This window comes from Streptomyces sp. NPDC093252 (genome assembly GCF_040683675.1).
In the GTDB taxonomy this organism is placed as follows: Bacteria; Actinomycetota; Actinomycetes; order Streptomycetales; family Streptomycetaceae; genus Streptomyces.
Window position 1 is genome coordinate 332804 of sequence record NZ_JBFBEM010000001.1, and the last position, 16643, is coordinate 349446.

The window sequence follows — 16643 nt, forward strand, 5'->3', positions numbered from 1 at the left end:
TCCTTCCTGCCAACAGTCGGTTGCCTGGACCGCTCAGTTCCCGCCAGTTCCGGCCGGTTCCCGTCCGTTCCCGCCTGGTTCCCGCCAGTTGCCGCCGACCCGCGCGGCGTCGGGAACTGCCTCGCGAGGGGGAGCCCCGCGCACGGGACTCCCCCTCCCCCGCTACTCCACGGGCGCCATCGCGGGCCCCGTCGTCCCCAGTTGCTCCGTCGCCAGGACCGGCGGGACCGGCCAGGTGATGCCCGGTGGGGGCCAGGTCTGGCCCGTGCGGGTCAGGAAGTCGGCGGGGGGCTGGTAGAGCGGGGGCTGGGTGTCGTCCGGGATCATCGATGTCCAGGTGACGCCCTCGGTACGGGCCTTGAACTCGTCCGTCATCGCCGCCAGCCGGTCGGGCTGCTCGATGAGATCGATGGCGGCGGCCGACAGATAGCGCGCGGCGGACAGCACGGCCTGGTGGCCGATGGTGGTCCCGGCGGTGGAGGTCACCGCCCAGTTGTGATTGGGCAGACCGGGCGGGTAGGCCGCGGCCAGCAGCACCGCCGTCGGCGCCTGCCAGCTCACATCGGCCGTGTCGGTGGACAGGCCCCCGGTGTAGGTGGCGGCGGGCGGGGCGAGGGGCGTGAGGTCCGTGGGCATGCCGGTCTCCGGGCGGCCCAGGGACTTCTGGACCGCCTTCGCGAGGGTGTGGTCCACCTCGGTGAAGCGCGGGGCGCCGATCTGCCGCATGTTGTCGTTGAGGAGTTCCGCGCCGGACTTGCTGGCGAGCAGATTCCAGGTACCGGAGTGGAACTTGTGGACCAGCCGGGTCTGGCTGGCCTGCGCCGCCGCCCGCGCGCACTCCACGATCTTGTCGTAGAGCACCTTGGCGCGCGCCGGGCTGCCCTCCCGGACGAAGAACCAGATGGAGCACATGTCCGGGGTCACATTGGGGGCGCCGCCGCCGTTGATGACCGCGTAGTGGAAGCGGCCGGAGGGGGCGACGTTCTTCTCCCGCAGGTACTCCGACATCGTCGCCATCAGCAGCGCGCCGTCCAGGCCGCTCTTGTTGCCGAGCGGGGTGCCGCCGTGGCCTGAGGCCCCGAGGAAGGTGAACGTGGCCGATATCAGGGAGCTGGTGGTGTTCCAGAACGGGGCGGTGATGTTGAAGGGGTGCCAGTCCAGGAAGGCGTCCAGTCCGTCGTACACCCCGGCCTTCACCGCGTACGCCTTGCCGACGAGTTGTTCCTCGCCCGCGCTGCCGAAGAGCTTGACCGTGGCCTTGAGGCGGTGCTCGCGGATGGCCCGTGCCACCGCGACGGCCGCGCCCACCCCGCCCGCGCCGAGCGTGTTGTGGGCGTCGCCGTGCCCCGGGCCGTAGGTTGGCCCATAAGCGTCGTAGTTGTATACGAGTGGGTCGTGTGTGACGCCGCCCTTCTTCTGGGACAGGCCGGGCAGGGCGTCGTACTCGGCGTTGAAGCCGATGACCGGGCCGCCGCTGCCGTAGGTGGCGACGAAGGCGGTGGGGAAGCCCGCCGAACCCCACTCGATCGTGAATCCGTTGGCGCGCAGCACGGCCGCGGCCGCGAGGGACGACTTCCACTCGCGCAGCGACAGTTCCGCGTGCCGCCAGATGTCGTCGCTGAGCCCGGTCAGGGCGGCCCGGTTGGTGTCGATCCAGGCGAGCGCGGTCCGTTTGGCGTCCGTGCTGCCGGCCAGGCCGGTCGGCGCGCGGTACTCGGCGGCGTACACGCCGGTCTTCTCGTCGTGGCCGAGGGTCGCGGCGAGCACCGGATCCGCCTGGAGGACGGCGGCCGTCGACGCGGTCGCGCTCACTCCGAACATCTTCAGCAGCCGGCGGCGGCCCAGGGTCGGGTCGGTCATGTGCACTCTCGTTCCTGAGGGTTGAGGCCCACGTGGGGGCCGGAAGCCTCCGGAGGATCGCACAGCGACCTTGCGATTCCAGAGGGATCGGAACCGTCGGATGGCCGGAAAGCGCTGGTGCGGTGAGGCTGTTCGCGTTGCGCGTGCCGAGGGGGGAGGCCCGTCACCGGGGCGGAGTTCGGTGCGGGGCGCACCCAGCGCCGGGCCGGGCTGCGGCAGGCACGCCATCTCTCTCAGTCCGGGCTTTCCCAGCGCTCGGTCCGGGCCTTCCCGAGTCTCAGTGCGGGCCTTCCCGACGCTCGGTCCGGGCCTTCCCGACGACTCATGTGGCTGCTGCGGGGAGTTGTGGCGGAATGCCCGGTCATGGCACCTGTGCGCCCCTTACGCACTCTGCCCGATCCCATCGGTGCGGCGCACCGTCGACGTCGTGGGGATCTACGGAGAGCAGGAGTGTGCGGGGCGCGGTGACGGCAGCGCCTGCCCGTACGGGGCGGTCCTGACCATCGACGCGGGACTGCCGGAGTACCGGTGCGACGACTGCCGCCACTACTGGGAACTGGACGAGACCGAACCCGGCCGCCGGGCGAGCGCCGAGGACGCGCTCACCCAGCCGCTGGGGAATCCCGGCGAGGCGGGCCGGGGGACCGCTGCCTAGCACTCCGTGGCGGGTGCGGGTCGGCCTCCTCCCGAGGCCCGAGTCAGGCACCCGCACATCAGGCTCCGGCGCCCCCTTCGCTCTCCGGGAGCAGTGCGAACCCCGGCTCCACCAGCACCACCACCCCGGTCACCTGCCCGGCCCCGGAACGGCCGACCCACACCGGATGAGTGCCGTCCCCTGACGTCGCGAAGGCGGCCAACCCGCCCCCGGAGGCCGGGTCCTGGACGACGTCATGGAACATGGACCCGCTCATCGCCTCGCGCACCCCGGGATCCGGATCGGTACCTCTGCCCGTACCCGGCCGAGTCAGCTTGCTTCTGTAGGCCGTGATGAGCGGATCCCAGGCCCCCGCATCGGCGAAGCAGCCCGTGGCGCCGTCGGTGTCGAAGCCGGAGATGCCGTTGTCCAGGAGCAGCCGAGGGTCCTCGCCGGGGCGCAGGGCCATCTCCCAGGTCTCGGTGGGGCTGTCGTCGACGAGAACGCGGACGGCCAAGGGGTCCGTCACCGTGACCTGCCTGCCCTCCCACTCGCAGTGGTAGGTGGAGCGGGCGCCCGCCTCGTCGAACTGGTACTCCCCCGGTGGGATCGGGACGGTGATGTGCGGGCCGTCGCGGTGGTCGAGGTCCGGGCCGGAGACGGCCAGCAGCCCGCTGGGCACCGGTAGGACCCCGATTCGGCGCGGCTCCACGATCGTCATCTCGGGCTGGTGGGCCGGTCCAGCCAGCGGTCCTCCTCACCGACCCCGGGCACGGTGATGTGCGCGGCGCGGCGGCTGCCCAGCAGGCGCGCCGGGTCGTCCAGCAGCCGCAGGTCCCATTGCTCGACGCGGCGGCCCCGGGCGTCGTAGACCCACACCCCGACGTAGTGGTCCCGCCAGGAGACGTGCCGGACCTCCAGGGGAGCCGCCCGGCCCGCGGTCCGGTACACCACCACGTACGGAAGTCCCTCGGTGTCGCGCTCGCGGGCCTCCGTCACCGGTATCGGGCGCCAGGGCACGCGGGCCGCCGGATCCCAGCCCTGCGCGTACCCCACCCCGACCACCTCGACCACCATGGCCGCCCACCCACCGCTTCCGCTCGTCCGCATGCTTTGGTGCACTGCACCGCACCGTAGCGGTCGGCGGTGACAACGGCCCGGCGGTGGCGGGAGGGTCCGGCGGGCCGGGGCGGTGTGCGCCGGCCCGCCGCTGCGGCGGCCGGGTCAGAGGCCGTCGGTGAACAGCAGCCGGTTCGGGCTGTTGTCGCTGAGGTTCTGGACGATGTCCTTGGTGGACTCGTCGGTGAGGAAGTCGTGCACCTCGGCCGGTGTGGCGTTGGGGTGCTCGGCCTTGTAGAGGGACGCGACGCCGGTGACGTGCGGGGCGGCCATGGAGGTGCCGTCCAGGGCGACGCTGCCGCCGCCGAGCTTGGCGGAGACGATGGCGCGGCCGGGTGCGTAGAGGTCGAGGCACGTGCCCCAGTTGGAGAAGTCGGTCTCCTCGTCGTAGCGGTTGGTCGCGCCGACCGCCAGTACCCGGGCGGCCGAGGCGGGTGAGACCCGGCAGGCGTCGATGTTCGAGTTGCCCGCCGCGACCACCGGCAGCACACCCCGGTCGGAGACGGCGGTCGCGGCCTCGTTGACCGCCGCGGTCCGGTCGCCGCCGAGGGAGGCGTTGAGGGTGGCGGGCTGGTGGGCGTTGCGGGCCACCCATTCGAAGCCCGCGATGATCCCGGACCAGGAGCCCCTGGAGTCGCAGCCGAGGACGCGGACGCTGACCAGGCTCACCTTGCGCGCCACGCCGAAGGTCGAGCCGCCCACGGTGCCGGCGACATGGGTGCCGTGGCCGTTGCAGTCGGCGCCGTTGCGGCCGTCGCCGATCGCGTCGAAGCCGGGGCGCGCGCGACCGCCGAAGTCGGGGTGGGTGTAGTCGATGCCGGTGTCCATGATGTACGCGGTGACGCCCTGGCCGCTGCCCGCGGTGCTGAAGTTGTCGTCGAGGGGCAGGAAGCGCTGGTCGATGCGGTCCAGGCCCCAGGAGGCGGCGGGGGAACGCTGGGGTCGCGCGGGGGTGGGCGGAGCCGAGACCGTCGCGTCCTGCTCCACGGACCGTACGCCCGGGTTCTTCCGGACGGCCGCGAGCTGGGTATGGGTCAGGGGCGCCGCGAAGCCGTTGAGGACCGTGCTGTAGTGGAAGGTCGGCCGCAGGCCCAGTCTCTTGGCGAGCTGCGCCGGGTTGATCCCCTTGTGCAGGGTGACGATGTACCGGCCGGGGATGGGTCTGGCCGCGTCGTGGAGCGGGGCCGGGGGCGGCTGGTGGGTGTCGGCGGTGGTCGTCGCCGGGGTGTCGGCGGTGGCCGTGCCGACGGCCGTCAGGGGGGTGACGGTGAGGAGGGCGGCGGTGGCCAGGCGGGCGAGCAGACGCATCGAGGGGGCTCCCTGACAGGTGGGGGACATGCCACCTCCATCGGTGCCACCTCGTACGAACTTGAAGCACGTTCGCCCCCACCCGGCCGAATCCTTCGGTACGCCACCTTCCGTAGGGCGCGGAGGCGATTCGGCCGGTGCTGGTCAAGGGTGCGGGGTGTTGGGCGGCCCACCTCAAGATCACCCGTTGGGCCGAGCGCTCCCTCACCGTCGCTCCCGGATGAGGGGGGTGACCGGAGGCCGGATGCCGGATGCCGGATGCCGGTTCAGGGGGGAGGGCGGCCCGGTCCGACACGAGCCGGGCCGTGGCCGCAGGGACGCGTTCCTCCCCGGGCCGTGCGCGGGAGGCGCTCGGTCATGGCCGCGCCAGCAGCGCGCCGACCGCTTCCGTGATGGTCTCGCGGCGCCGGGTGTGGTCGGCGGGGGTGTCGAGGGTGAGGCCGAGGGTGGTGTTGCTGAGGGAGAGGTGGATGACCAGGGCGAGGAGTTCAGCGGCGGGGACGCGGTCGGGGATCTTGCCGTCCCGCTGTGCGGCGGCGATGCGGTCGATAGTGGTACTGGGAGGAGTTCCGCACCGCCAACACCACCGGCCCCACCATCCTCTGGAACACCCTCGTCATGCCTCCCGAGGGCGCCGCCCTGGAGAAGAACCTCTGACCGTCCGACGCGGTACGGGTGCTCCCGGTGCCAGGTCGGACGGCCTGGCACCGGGAGCACCCGTGTGCGGCCGATGCGGTGAGGGCCGGAGCTCCCGTACGGGGCCGCTGTGGCCGACGAGGCCCCGTTGACCGACGGGACGCACACGTGTCAGCGTGCACCCGGCACTTCACGGTACGGAGTCCCGCCGACACGGCGGGCGACAGAAGGAGGACCTCATGAGGGCCCTTACCCGCAGACACGCGCTCGTCTCGTCGGTCGCGCTGGCGGTGTCCTCGGCGTTACTCGCCGTCGGATCCGTCGGAGCCGCCGGCCAGGCACAGGCGGCCCCGTCCGACGCGCCGCGCACGGCCTCCGATGTGACGCTGCTGAGCGAGCCCACCCCGGAGGAGCAGGAGAAGCTCAGGGAGATCGCGGCCTCCATCTGGACCCCGGAACTGGCCGCGGGCTGGAACATGAACGCCGAGGTCGCGGACGTGCTCTCGCAGGCCACGGACCGGATCCTCCAGTGTTCCGCGGCCTACGCCCTGGTGCCCAAGCCCCCGGGCTTCCGCCCCGGACTCGGCTATCTCGTCTCGTATTGGAAGAACATCCGGGACTACTTCCTCGCCCTGAACGGTGACCGCCAGTACAAGCCGTGCGTGGTCTCGACGGCGGCCTACTACCGCTCCATCATCGAGATGGCGTCGCAGGGCATCTGAGCCCGGGGCGTACGGACGGCACCGCGCGCCGTACGCCCGTCCCTCGTCCCCCTCCCGGTTGCCATCGCCGACCCGTCGCCGGGGCGAGGACCGGCGTCCACCCCGGACTCACCGGGGCTCAACTCCGTCGGCCCGAACCCCGAACCCGCTCCCGGCGTTCGCGGATCACCGCGTGATAGTCGTCGAACCAGGGCGTCGCGGCAGCCGCCCGGACCGCCTCGCGGGCCCGCCGGTACCGGCCCCGGTCACGGCGGACCGTCTCCAGCACCGCCCACACCCCCATGACGGGAAGCAGCCAGCGGATCCACGAGACCGGGACAAGGGCGGTCACCACCGCGCCGAGGCCCCCGGCCAGGGCGATGGAGATGCCCACACCCCACATGTGAACGCGGGGTCCCGCCTCCTTCACCGCATCGGAACCGGCGACACCGGTATCGGTGTCGGTATCGGTGTCGGTATCGGTATTTGCATTCGTATGGGCATCCGCATGGGGATCGGGGCTTGCGTTCTCGGGAAGCCTGTACGTCCAGACGATCCGCCCGAGCGGTACAGCCACCACCGCCGCGAACAGCGGCAGATACAGCACCGACGCGAAGGCCACGGCCCGCGCGTCCTGCGCCGGGATCACCCACACCACGACCGCGCAGACGACGGCGATGATCGCGTGCGTCCACGGCTGGATGACCTGCCGTGCCGCGAGGTCGCCCTCGGCCTCGGCGAGTTCCCTGATCTCGGCGGCGTATCTCTCGCGTCGCTTCACTTCTCGTGCCCCCCTGTGCGGCTGCTCGCCGGGCCACGGCGACCGGTGTGCGTGCGCGCCGCCGCAGCGGGGAGCGCGCCCGGTCGCGTAGCTCGTCGTTCCTTGCCGTTCCTGGTCGTCCCGGTCGTCCTGGTCGTTCCTGGTCGTTCCTGGTTTCCGACACCCATGATGATGGGTCGGATTCCGCGGATGCGCCCGGGGTGGCCGGGTGGGTGCCGGAGTGTTCAGCCGCGGGCCGGGCTCTGGCCGAGGCGGGCGATCAAGTGGGCGTCCAGGAAGCCCCGTTCGGTGGCCGGGTCGTGGAGCAGTCGGGCGAAGGGGGTGAATCCGGCGCCGACGAGCAGGTGGGAGAGCTGGTCGGCGGGCCAACTGTAGGCGGTGGCCACCTTGTGGTCGAAGGGGATGGGTTCGGGCCCGTCGGTGCCGAAGAACGAGACCATGAGAAGGCCCCCCGGTGCCAGGACACGTGCCTGCTCGGCCAGCAGCGCGGGCAGTTCCGCCGGCGGGGTGTGGATCATCGAGTAGTGGGCCAGGATCCCGCCGAGCGTGCCCTCCTCGACGGGGAGGGCCTCCATCCGGCCCTCGTCGTACGCCAGCGCCGGATGGGCCCGCCGGGCGTGGGCGACCATGGCCGGGGAGAGGTCTATCCCGAAGGCGTCCAGTCCCAGTTCGTGCAGCATGGCCGTCAGATGTCCGGGGCCGCAGCCGACATCGGCCACCCGCGTGTTCCCCGTCTCCCGGACCAGTTCGGCGAAGGTGGCGATCATGTTCCGCGCGAACGGCTGCGTCTCCAGTCGATTGGCGAACGCCGACGCGTACACCTCGACTATGCCGTCGTAGGCGGTCCTGGTCTTCTCCTGGTGCTCCATCACGGGGAGGAAGCTAACACCTCGCGGTGGCGTCGTCCTGGCGGGCCGGGCCCCGTCGTTGCTACCTCACCGCGCCGGAGCGTGTGACCACCCCGTCGGCCTCCAGACACGCCCGCAGGCTGTCCAGGCCGCGACGGGTGTGGCTCTTGACCGTGCCGAGGGGCCAGCCGGTGAGGGCGGCGATCTGGGTCTGGGTGAGGTCCTCGTAGTAGGCGAGGTGGAGGACCCGGCGCTGAGGGTGGTTCAGGCGTCGCAGGGCGTGGCCCACGACCAGGCGGTCCAGGGCCGCGTCCGGGCCGCTCGCCGTCCGGGGGTCGTGGCGGGCAGCGGCGAGATCGCTCGCGGCTGCGGTGAGGCGGTCCCTCCGGGTGCGGGCGGCCAGCGCGTCGGCGACCTTGCGGCGGGTGATGCCGACGAGCCAGGCCGAGGGGGTTCCCCGGTCCGGGGCATATCCGCGCCGGCCGCGCCAGGCGGCGGTGAACACCTGCTGGGCGACGTCCTCCGCCTCGCCCGGGTCGCCGAGCGCCTGCCGGGCCAGGGCGCGCACCAGGCCCTCCCACTGCCGGTGCATCGCCGTCCAGGCGGCCTCGTCCCCTTGGGGCGAGGGGCCGTTCGCCGTCGGGGGCCCAGGGGGCAGCCCCTGTTCTTCGTCGGTCGCCGTGGCGGGGCCGGGGGCCGCCGGGGCACGATCCATGACCGTGTCTCTCCTCATCTCTCCTCATATGCCGCGTGTGCCGCATCCGTTCTGTGTGTCACGGCGAGCATCCGGCGCGCGTCGGGCGCTCGACAACTCGCATCGATATCGCATCGGATGGGTCCGTAGAGTGGGGGCGTACGTGCTGGGTGTGCGTGCGAACGCATGCGTGCGTGCATGCGTACGGCAGGGAGGCCGAGGCTGACATGAGCGACGAGGGTGTCGAAGGTGTCGAGGGTGACGCGGTCGGTGCCGCCGGGCTCAGTACCGGTGCCGTGGCCCGGCGGCTCGGGGTCTCGCCGACCACCCTGCGTTCCTGGGACCGGCGCTACGGGCTGGGACCGGCCCTGCGTTCCCAGGGGCGGCATCGGCGCTGGGGTCCCCGGGATGTCGCCATGGTCGAGGAGATGTGCCGGCTGGCGGCGGACGGGGTGCCTCCGGCCGAGGCCGCGCGGGTGGCCCGGCTCAAGCGGGGTGAGAGCGGGCCGGTGGTGCCGTCGCCCCGGGAGGCCGCTCGGCGGGGTGGGGCCGGGAGCGGGCTGCCGCTCGGTGATGTGCGCCGCGAGTGCCGGGGGCTGGGGCGGGCCGCGGTGCGGCTGGACTCGGCGGAGTTGGCGGGGCGGCTGCTGGACTCGGTCGCGCGGCACGGGCTGGTGACGGCGTGGGAGGAGGTGATGGTGCCGACGCTGCGAGCGGTCGGCCGCAAGTGGGAGTCGTCGGGCGATCGTTATGTGGAGGTGGAGCATCTGCTGTCGTGGCAGATCTCGACCGCGCTGCGCCGCGCTCCGCTCTCGGCACCGCTCCCGTACGGGTTCCGGGCCGCGGGGGCGCCGCCGGTCCTGCTGGCCTGTGCGCCGGACGAGCAGCACTCACTGGCCCTGGAGGCGCTGGACGCGGCGCTGGAGGAGAGGGGGGTGCCCACCCGCATGCTGGGGGCCGCCGTGCCGGCGGAGGCGTTGCTGGCCTGTGTCCGGCGGACGGGTCCGGCGGCCGTGGTGCTCTGGGCCCAGGCCCGCACCACGGCGTCGCCGTCCCTCGCCCGGCGGGTCGCGGGAGTGGAGTGGGGGCCCTCCGGTGCCCGCGGACGACCCCTGGTGCTGCCCGCCGGGCCCGGCTGGGAGCCGCGCGTCGCGGTCGAGTTCCCGCACTGCGCGAGCCTGGCGTCGGCCGTCCGCTTGCTCGGCGGGCTACCGGGGGCGGAGGGGGCCGTACGGCGTCCCGCGCGACCGGGGTGACGGGGTGACGGGGCGGACGTCGGCGCCCAGAGGTTGAGGGGACTCGGCCGCGAGGGCGACGCCCGGGGTGACAAGAGGGCTGCACCGCGAGGTCGGCGCCCGGGGGGACGCGGGGACCGGCGACTCCGGTTCAGGGCTGTTTCCCGCGTGCCCGGCGGAAGCGGTCCAGGCCGTTGGCGAGGGCGATGACCGGGTCGGGGTAGTCCAGGGCGGCCCGGTCCAGGCCGGGCAGCCGCCATGGCTCGTGCACGCCGGGCGCGTCGACACCGCGCAGTTCGGGCACCCAGCGATGGACGTACACACCCTGCGGGTCGTACTTCTTGGCCTGGGTGACCGGATTGAGGACCCGGTTGGGGCGGGTGTCGGTGCCGGTGCCCGCCATCCACTGCCAGTTGAGCTGGTTGTTGGCCACATCGCCGTCGACCAGCCAGTACAGGAAGTGGGCGGCGCCGATGCGCCAGTCGACGTACAGGGTCTTGGTGAGGAAACTGGCGGTGAGGAGCCGGGCCCGGTTGTGCATCCAGCCCTCCTCGCGCAGTTGGCGCATGGCGGCGTCGATGACGGGGTAGCCGGTGCGGCCCTCACGCCAGGCGTCGATGTCGGGGCGGGCGGACCGCTCGGTGCGCCACTGGTCGTGCTGGGTGCGCAGATCGGCGTGGGCGCTGTGCGGGCGGGCGGCGAGGACCTGGCGGTGGAAGTCGCGCCAGGCGAGCTGCCGGACGAACGACTGCGCCCCGGCGCCGCCGTGCCTGCGGGCCCGCTGCACCAGCTCCACCGGGGACAGGGTCCCGAAGTGGAGGTGGGCGGAGAACCGGGAGGTGGCGTCCGCGCCCATGTCGTCGCGGGTGTCGTCGTAGGCGTCCAGTCCGGTGCGCCAGTACGCGGTCAACTGGGCGCGGGCCGGGCCCTCGCCGCCGGGCGGCAGCGCGGGCGAGACGCCGGTGTCGGTGAGCGGGGGGATCTCCTCGCCGCCCACCTCGTCGGGCACGCGGACCCGGCGCGGCGCGGCGACGGGGGCCCGCAGCGGGGTGCTCTCCCAGTGGCGGTGGTACGGGGTGAAGACGGTGAAGTGGTCGGCGGTGGCAGGGGTGATCGTGCCGGGCGGGACGGCGACGGTGACGGCGTCGTGGACGAACAACCGGCGGCCCGCGCCCTCCAGGGCCGTGCGGAGCCGCTCCTCGCGGTGCGCGGCGAAGGCGCTGTGTCCGGCCGACATGTGCACCTCGCAGGCGTCGGCCTCGGTCACCGCCCGGCACACCTGCGCCACGGTGTCGCCCCGGCGCACCACGAGCCGCCCGCCGCGCTCGCGCAGGGAGGCGTCGAGGTCGGCGAGGCAGTCGTGGAGGAAGGCGCGGCGGTTGGGCGCGGGGAACCCGGTGTCCTCGATGGCGGGGTCGAGGACGAACAGCGGGACGACGGCGTCGGCGGCGTCCAGCGCCGCGCGCAGCGGCGGATGGTCGTGCAGACGCAGATCGGCGGTGAACAGGACGACCGAGACGTGCATGGGCGTCAGCTTCTTCCCAGGAGGCGGCGGAAACGACTGCGGATGCCTGTCCCTTCCGGCGCGGGGGCCTTCGCGGATGCGGACGCGGACGCGGATCCGGATGCGCCCGGCGGGGAGGTGCCCACCTCGGCTCCGCCCGGCCCCGGCCCCGACGCCAGCCCCGACCCCGGCCCCGGCCCCGGCGCCGACCCCGGCCCCGATGCCATCGTCGTCGCCGTCGCCGTACGTTCCGCCGCGCGTTCCGCCGTGCGGACGATGTTGCGGGCCATGCCGCCGAAGACGACCGCGTGGAACGGGGAGACGGCCCACCAGTACAGGTGTCCGAGCAGTCCGCGCGGGTGGAACACGGCGCGCTGCCGGTAGCGGACGGGGCCGTCGCCGTCGACCCGCATCTCCAGCCAGGCCAGTCCCGGCAGCCGCATCTCGGCGCGCAGCCGCAGCAGACGGGGGCGCTGGATCTCCTCGACCCGCCAGAAGTCCAGGCTGTCCCCGGCCCTCAGCCGCCCGGCGTCGCGGCGGCCCCGGCGCAGGCCCACCCCGCCGACCATCCGGTCGAGTCGGCCCCGTAGCGCCCAGGCCAGCGGGAAGGAGTACCAGCCGTTGTCGCCGCCGATGCCCTCGACGACCTTCCACAGTGTCTCCGGGCCGACCTCGGCGGGGCGTTCGCGGACGTCCGTGTAGAGGCTGCCGCCCGCCCAGTCGGGGTCGCCGGGCAGGGGGTCGCTGGGGGCGCCGGGGGCGGCGGCCGACGACCAGCGGGTGGCGACCTCCGCGTCCTTGATCCGCTGGAGCGCGAGGGCCACGGCCCGGTCGAAGCCGAGGGGGTATCCGGCCGGGACGGGCACGTACCGGGTGATGTCGTTCTCCCGGCACACCACCTCGTGGCGCAGGGACTCCGTCAGGGGCCGGGCGATCGAGGCGGGTACCGGCGTGACCAGTCCGACCCAGTGACTGGAGAGCCCCGGGGTGAGGACGGGAACGGGGACGATCAGCCGCCGGGGCAGTCCGGCGACGGCGGCATAGCGGCGCATCATGTCCCGGTAGGTGAGCACGTCCGGGCCGCCGATGTCGAAGGCCCTGCTGACGTCACCGGGCAGCAGGGCGCAGCCGGTGAGCAGGCGCAGCACGTCCCGGACGGCGATCGGCTGGATCCGGGTGCGCACCCAGCGCGGGGTGACCATGGCCGGGAGGCGCTCGGTGAGGTAGCGCAGCATCTCGAAGCTGGCCGAGCCGGAGCCGATGATCACTGCGGCGCGCAGCACGGCTGTCGGCACCCCGGAGGCGAGCAGGATCCGGCCGACCTCGGCGCGCGAGCGCAGATGCGGGGACAGTTCCCGCTCGGGTACGGAGTCGGGGGTGAGGGCGCCGAGGTAGACGAGGCGGCCGACACCGGCCCGGCGGGCGGCGTCGCCGAAGCCCTGGGCCGCCGCGCGGTCGGTCTCCTCGAAGCCGGAGCCGGTGCCGAGGGCGTGTACCAGGTAGTAGGCCACGTCGACGCCGTCCATCACCCGCGTCAGCGAACCGGGGTCGGTCACATCCCCGCGCACGATCTCCACCCGGTCGGCCCAGGGGTGGTCGCGCAGCTTGGCCGGGGTGCGCACCAGGCAGCGCACCCGGTGTCCCGCGTCGAGCAGCTCGGGGACCAGCCGTCCGCCGATATAGCCGCTCGCACCGGTGACCAGACAGGTGAGGGCGGGGGTGGGGGTGGAGGTGGAGGTGGGGGGTCGGTCCGGTGTGCTGTCGTGCTCGCTCGTCATCGCTTCCGCCTGCCTGCCGGGGGGGGTGGCACGCGGAGGCCGCCGCGCCTTTCGGGATGTGTACCGTGCCGCCGCCGATGTCTACCGCTCGGGGTACGCCGTCGGTGCCGGTGAGGAGGCCGCTCCGCTCCGCGGATTCGACGCGCGACGCTCGACGCGCGACGCTCGGCGCTCGGTGTTCGGCGCTCGGTGTTCGGTTCCGCCGGGCGGGAACCGGGGCCCTGCGCGGACTCGTGTTCCGGGACAAGTGAACGCAGACCGGTCGGAGTTCCGGGGGGAGCCGTGCAGATCGTCGAGGTGACCGGGTACGCCGTCCGATCGGCCGTGATCACGATGAGGCGGCCCGGGACGCCACTTGAGTTCGTGATCTTCCCCATGCTGCACGCCGCTTCACCGACGTTCTACTCCCAGGTCCGCCTCCGGCTGACGGACTGCGATCTCATCGTGCTGGAGGGCGTCCGGGGGAAGTCGTTCGGCCTGAGGGCGCTCACCCTCGGCTACCGGTTCGCACCGCGGCGGCGGCGCAACGGGCTCCAGGAGCAGCGCGACGACCTGCTGCTTCCCGAAGGCGTCCCGGTCATCAACCCCGATGTGACGGCGGCGGAGGCGGTCGAGGACCTCAAGAGCGTCTCCCGGTGGACGTATCCGGCGCTCATGGCCGTGGCCCCGGTGCTGGGCCTGGTGATCGCGCTGCGCGGGCCGCGCGCCTTCCTCAACGAGGATCTGGCCGTCGAAGACCTCCCGTCGACCCCGCGCGCGGAGATGCTGGCCGACGATCCCGTCGAGCACGCGCTGACCGACCGGCGCGACCGGCGGCTCCTCGACGCGCTCGGCGAGATCCACGCGGAGCGCGCCGCCGAGCCGATCCGGGTCGCCGTCGTCTACGGGGCCCGCCATGTCCCGGCGGTCGTCTCGGGGCTGTGGGACAGCTACGGGTACCGGCCCCGGGAGGCGGAGTGGCTCACGGTCCTGAGCCCCGCCTGAACCGCCGCCCCCGGACCCGGCTCCCGGGCGCCACCACCCCCTGCCGGGCGCCGGTCGGGCCGCCCCTGCCGCACGTCGGCTTCGGCTTCAGCTTCGGCTTCAGCTTCGGCTTCGGCTTCGGCTTCCGTGGGCCTCAGCCGGTGGGCAGGCCGAAGAGGTCGTACTCGGCCACCGTCTCGAACCCCATGTGCGGGTAGACGAGGGCGCCGAGCGGGGTGGCCTGGAGGGTGCCGACGGTCAGCCCGCGCTCGCGGCCCGCCGTGAGTGCCGCCGTGCTGAGGGCGGTTCCGATGCCCTGGCGACGGTGGTCGGGGTCGGTGCTCACGACGTAGAGGCCCGCGACTCCATGGGCTTCGTAGAGCAGGGAGGTGCCCACGATGCGGCCGTCGCGGCGGCCGGCGAAGCGGGTGATCCGGGGTGCGTCCGGGCGTTCCGCCTCAAGGCGTGCCACGTCGTCGATGATGTCCGGGGTCACGTCGAACGCGGTGAGGAACGCCCGCACCCACTCGTGCAGCGCGTCGGCGTCCTCGACCGTCTCGATCTTCAGGTCCGCCGGTCCCGGGGCGGGGGCGAGGCGGTCGAGGCGGACGGCCATGACCGGTGCGGCGCCGAGCCGGACGGCTCCGTGGTCGCCGAGCCGCCGCGCCGTGTCCGGGGCGCTGTCCGGTCCCACCCACCACATCCAGGGGAGCCCGGCCATCCGGCCGGTGGCGTGGCTGACGGCCTGTTCCATCTGCTCGGTGCCGGTCAGCCGCAGAACGCCGTTGAGCTGGCCGTCGGCGAGTCCGGTGCGGTAGTAGGTGAGTTCGCCGTGGGTGCTCTCGGAGGTTCCCCAGCCGAGCCAGTAGGCCCGGCAGTTGGCGAGCAGCGGTTCGAGGGCTGACTGCTCGGTCTCGTTGCTGTTCACACGTTCACCTGTCCGTTTCCGCTGTCGCGTCCTGTAGGGGGTACGGGCAGGACGGTGGTGGCGGCGGGAAGTTCGCTTCAGATCATGTGAGAGGCGTCACATCCGGAGCCGGGGGGACGATGCCGGCGGAGGCACGGGAGCACGGGGTGCAGGGCGGCCCAGCGCGATACGTTGGCTACGACACGTCGGGTACGACTGTCACCGACTCCTTGAGGGATCCGTGATGTGGGGAGAGGCCGAAGCCGTCGTCGGGGCCGTCGCCGAGGCCGAGCGGCTGGAGGACGCGGCGCTGACCCGTGCCGCGCAGGCCGGTGAAGTCGCCGCGCTGGGGCTGCTGCTGGAGCGGCACCGGGCGGGGATGCGGGCGGTGGCGCTGAGCATCCTGGGGCCGGGCGCGGACGCCGACGACGTGATGCAGGACGCGGCACTGACCGCGCTGCGGCGGATCGACGGGGTACGGGAACCGGGATCCGTCGGGGCGTGGCTGCGCATGATCGTGCGCAACGCCTCCCGGAACGTGCTCCGCAGATCCGCGGTCCTGGACCCGCTGGACGACATCCGCCTGCCGCCGGACGAGGAGGCGGATCCGGCCCGCTGGCTGGAGCGCAACGCCCTGCGGGACTGGATGTGGGAGGCGCTGGAGGAACTGTCCCCGGCCCTGCGGATGCCTTTGGTGCTGCGCCACTTCACCGAGCAGGTCACCTCCTACGAGCAGATCGCGAAGGTGTGCGGAGTGCCGGTCGGTACGGTACGCAGCCGGCTGAGCCTGGGGCGGGTCAAGCTCGCCGCCGCCCTGGCCGCCAACGCCGAGACCGGGCACTCCGACACCGCGCGGCGGGTCCGCGCCAGCCGCTTCGAGGCCCGTGAGACGCTCGACGCCGCCGAGCGGGGGCGTTTCGGCACCCTGGTCACCGAGCGCTGGTCACCCGAAGTCGCCCTGCTCCGGGGGAAGGACCGGATCGGCGACCGGGACATCCTGGTCCGCGCCATGGACGGCGACATCGCGGACGGTGTGCGCCAGCGCCTGGTCAACGCCGTCGCGGGGCGGTCGCTGACCATCTGGGAGATGGACATCCTCAACCCGGCCGCCCACCCCGAGCACTGTCCGCCCTCCGTGGCCTGGCTCATGTCCCTCGACGCCGGGGGGCGGGTGCGGGGACTGCGGCTGTTCCATCCCCGGCCGGTGCAGGCCATCGAGATGCTGCCCGCCCTGTGACGCACCGCCGCCGGGGAGCGACCATGACGTACTGGGCGCTCCCCGGCGATCGGGGCTCAAGGATTCATGAGTTCACGGGTTCAAGGGTTCACAGGTTCACGGGTCCAAGGGCCCCGGGTTTCAGGGACGGTTGTCCTTCCCGTCCAGCCACAAGGTGTCCGACTCGTCGCTGTGCGAACCGCCGGTCCCCACATGCTTCGCGTCGATCTTCGGGCCCTTCTTGATCACATGGACCAGGGCCATCCCGTGACCCCGGCCCAGCCCGTACTCCTCCTTGAGCCAGGCCAGGACGGTGCCCGCCTTGACGGCCGGGTCGTCGTAACCGCGTTCGTGGGCCAGCGCGATGAACTCGCGCGGGGTCAGGCCGGTCTTGTCCTCAATGGTGTCCAGATACGCCTGGAACGACATGATGTCTCTCCGCTCTCTTCTGCTCTCTTC

Annotated in this window: 17 protein-coding genes; 5 read left to right on the forward strand and 12 right to left on the reverse strand. The window is 73.1% G+C overall.

Annotated elements, in window-relative coordinates:
- Positions 1-162: 162 nt before the first annotated feature.
- Positions 163-1860, reverse strand: coding sequence for an amidohydrolase (locus tag AB0O01_RS01235; protein WP_365309681.1), 1698 nt, complete (start codon positions 1858-1860; stop codon positions 163-165).
- A gap of 427 nt (positions 1861-2287) precedes the next feature.
- On the opposite strand from AB0O01_RS01235, the gene AB0O01_RS01240 reads away from it, so the two are divergent.
- Entirely contained in the window at positions 2288-2515 is a 228-nt protein-coding gene (locus tag AB0O01_RS01240; protein ID WP_365309683.1) for a hypothetical protein, read from the forward strand.
- 58 nt (positions 2516-2573) lie between these two features.
- Here AB0O01_RS01240 and AB0O01_RS01245 read toward each other — a convergent pair whose 3' ends face one another.
- The 4 genes from AB0O01_RS01245 to AB0O01_RS01260 all read right to left on the reverse strand — a co-directional run bounded on the left by AB0O01_RS01245 (position 2574) and on the right by AB0O01_RS01260 (position 5471).
- Positions 2574-3215 carry a DUF4241 domain-containing protein gene (locus AB0O01_RS01245; protein WP_365309685.1) on the reverse strand — a complete coding sequence of 214 codons (642 nt, stop codon included), beginning with the start codon at positions 3213-3215 and terminating at the stop codon, positions 2574-2576.
- Positions 3212-3604: a hypothetical protein gene (locus AB0O01_RS01250; protein ID WP_365309687.1), complete on the reverse strand. Its 393-nt coding sequence runs from the start codon at positions 3602-3604 to the stop codon at positions 3212-3214. The genes AB0O01_RS01245 and AB0O01_RS01250 overlap by 4 nt, the downstream gene beginning before the upstream one ends.
- A 114-nt stretch (positions 3605-3718) precedes the next feature.
- Positions 3719-4921, reverse strand: coding sequence for a S8 family peptidase (locus AB0O01_RS01255; protein WP_365309689.1), 1203 nt, complete (start codon positions 4919-4921; stop codon positions 3719-3721).
- Between the two features lie 355 nt (positions 4922-5276).
- A complete protein-coding gene (locus AB0O01_RS01260) occupies positions 5277-5471 on the reverse strand; it encodes a hypothetical protein (RefSeq protein WP_365310465.1) in 195 nt (64 codons plus the stop codon).
- A gap of 325 nt (positions 5472-5796) precedes the next feature.
- On the opposite strand from AB0O01_RS01260, the gene AB0O01_RS01265 reads away from it, so the two are divergent.
- Entirely contained in the window at positions 5797-6279 is a 483-nt protein-coding gene (locus AB0O01_RS01265; RefSeq protein WP_365309691.1) for a hypothetical protein, read from the forward strand.
- 118 nt (positions 6280-6397) lie between these two features.
- On the opposite strand, the gene AB0O01_RS01270 is transcribed toward AB0O01_RS01265, so the two are convergent.
- The 3 genes from AB0O01_RS01270 to AB0O01_RS01280 all read right to left on the reverse strand — a co-directional run bounded on the left by AB0O01_RS01270 (position 6398) and on the right by AB0O01_RS01280 (position 8602).
- Positions 6398-7039 (reverse strand): hypothetical protein, encoded by a 642-nt coding sequence (locus AB0O01_RS01270; protein WP_365309693.1) that lies wholly within the window; start codon positions 7037-7039, stop codon positions 6398-6400.
- 224 nt (positions 7040-7263) lie between these two features.
- Positions 7264-7911, reverse strand: coding sequence for a class I SAM-dependent methyltransferase (locus AB0O01_RS01275; protein WP_365309695.1), 648 nt, complete (start codon positions 7909-7911; stop codon positions 7264-7266).
- A 58-nt stretch (positions 7912-7969) separates the two neighbouring features.
- The gene (locus AB0O01_RS01280) at positions 7970-8602 is read right to left on the reverse strand and encodes a sigma-70 family RNA polymerase sigma factor (protein ID WP_365309697.1); all 633 of its coding nucleotides are present in this window, start codon (positions 8600-8602) and stop codon (positions 7970-7972) included.
- 206 nt (positions 8603-8808) lie between these two features.
- Between AB0O01_RS01280 and AB0O01_RS01285 the strand changes: the two genes are divergently transcribed.
- On the forward strand, positions 8809-9837 hold the full coding sequence (locus AB0O01_RS01285; RefSeq protein WP_365309700.1) for a MerR family transcriptional regulator: 1029 nt from the start codon (positions 8809-8811) through the stop codon (positions 9835-9837).
- A 130-nt stretch (positions 9838-9967) separates the two neighbouring features.
- Here AB0O01_RS01285 and AB0O01_RS01290 read toward each other — a convergent pair whose 3' ends face one another.
- The gene (locus AB0O01_RS01290) at positions 9968-11341 is read right to left on the reverse strand and encodes a deoxyribodipyrimidine photo-lyase (protein ID WP_365309703.1); all 1374 of its coding nucleotides are present in this window, start codon (positions 11339-11341) and stop codon (positions 9968-9970) included.
- A 5-nt stretch (positions 11342-11346) separates the two neighbouring features.
- Entirely contained in the window at positions 11347-13098 is a 1752-nt protein-coding gene (locus AB0O01_RS01295; RefSeq protein WP_365309705.1) for an SDR family oxidoreductase, read from the reverse strand.
- 282 nt (positions 13099-13380) lie between these two features.
- Between AB0O01_RS01295 and AB0O01_RS01300 the strand changes: the two genes are divergently transcribed.
- Positions 13381-14082, forward strand: coding sequence for a hypothetical protein (locus AB0O01_RS01300; RefSeq protein WP_365309707.1), 702 nt, complete (start codon positions 13381-13383; stop codon positions 14080-14082).
- 133 nt (positions 14083-14215) lie between these two features.
- Here the strand turns inward: AB0O01_RS01300 and AB0O01_RS01305 are convergent, their stop codons facing one another.
- Complete coding sequence (locus AB0O01_RS01305; RefSeq protein ID WP_365309709.1) at positions 14216-14989, reverse strand: GNAT family N-acetyltransferase; 774 nt, start codon at positions 14987-14989, stop codon at positions 14216-14218.
- A 223-nt stretch (positions 14990-15212) separates the two neighbouring features.
- Between AB0O01_RS01305 and AB0O01_RS01310 the strand changes: the two genes are divergently transcribed.
- Positions 15213-16205, forward strand: a complete 993-nt coding sequence (locus tag AB0O01_RS01310; protein ID WP_365309711.1) for a sigma-70 family RNA polymerase sigma factor — start codon at positions 15213-15215, stop codon at positions 16203-16205.
- Positions 16206-16325: 120 nt separating this feature from the next.
- On the opposite strand, the gene AB0O01_RS01315 is transcribed toward AB0O01_RS01310, so the two are convergent.
- Positions 16326-16613, reverse strand: coding sequence for a DUF4287 domain-containing protein (locus AB0O01_RS01315; RefSeq protein WP_365309713.1), 288 nt, complete (start codon positions 16611-16613; stop codon positions 16326-16328).
- Positions 16614-16643: the final 30 nt, after the last annotated feature.

Bases quoted from the DNA above. Each gene is read 5' to 3' on its own strand.
- AB0O01_RS01235 (WP_365309681.1), bottom strand. From the start codon at position 1,860: ATGACCGACCCGACCCTGGGCCGCCGCCGGCTGCTGAAGATGTTCGGA.
- AB0O01_RS01245 (WP_365309685.1), bottom strand. From the start codon at position 3,215: ATGACGATCGTGGAGCCGCGCCGAATCGGGGTCCTACCGGTGCCCAGC.
- AB0O01_RS01250 (WP_365309687.1), bottom strand. From the start codon at position 3,604: ATGCGGACGAGCGGAAGCGGTGGGTGGGCGGCCATGGTGGTCGAGGTG.
- AB0O01_RS01255 (WP_365309689.1), bottom strand. From the start codon at position 4,921: ATGCGTCTGCTCGCCCGCCTGGCCACCGCCGCCCTCCTCACCGTCACC.
- AB0O01_RS01265 (WP_365309691.1), top strand. From the start codon at position 5,797: ATGAGGGCCCTTACCCGCAGACACGCGCTCGTCTCGTCGGTCGCGCTG.
- AB0O01_RS01280 (WP_365309697.1), bottom strand. From the start codon at position 8,602: ATGGATCGTGCCCCGGCGGCCCCCGGCCCCGCCACGGCGACCGACGAA.
- AB0O01_RS01285 (WP_365309700.1), top strand. From the start codon at position 8,809: ATGAGCGACGAGGGTGTCGAAGGTGTCGAGGGTGACGCGGTCGGTGCC.
- AB0O01_RS01290 (WP_365309703.1), bottom strand. From the start codon at position 11,341: ATGCACGTCTCGGTCGTCCTGTTCACCGCCGATCTGCGTCTGCACGAC.
- AB0O01_RS01295 (WP_365309705.1), bottom strand. From the start codon at position 13,098: ATGACGAGCGAGCACGACAGCACACCGGACCGACCCCCCACCTCCACC.
- AB0O01_RS01310 (WP_365309711.1), top strand. From the start codon at position 15,213: ATGTGGGGAGAGGCCGAAGCCGTCGTCGGGGCCGTCGCCGAGGCCGAG.
- AB0O01_RS01315 (WP_365309713.1), bottom strand. From the start codon at position 16,613: ATGTCGTTCCAGGCGTATCTGGACACCATTGAGGACAAGACCGGCCTG.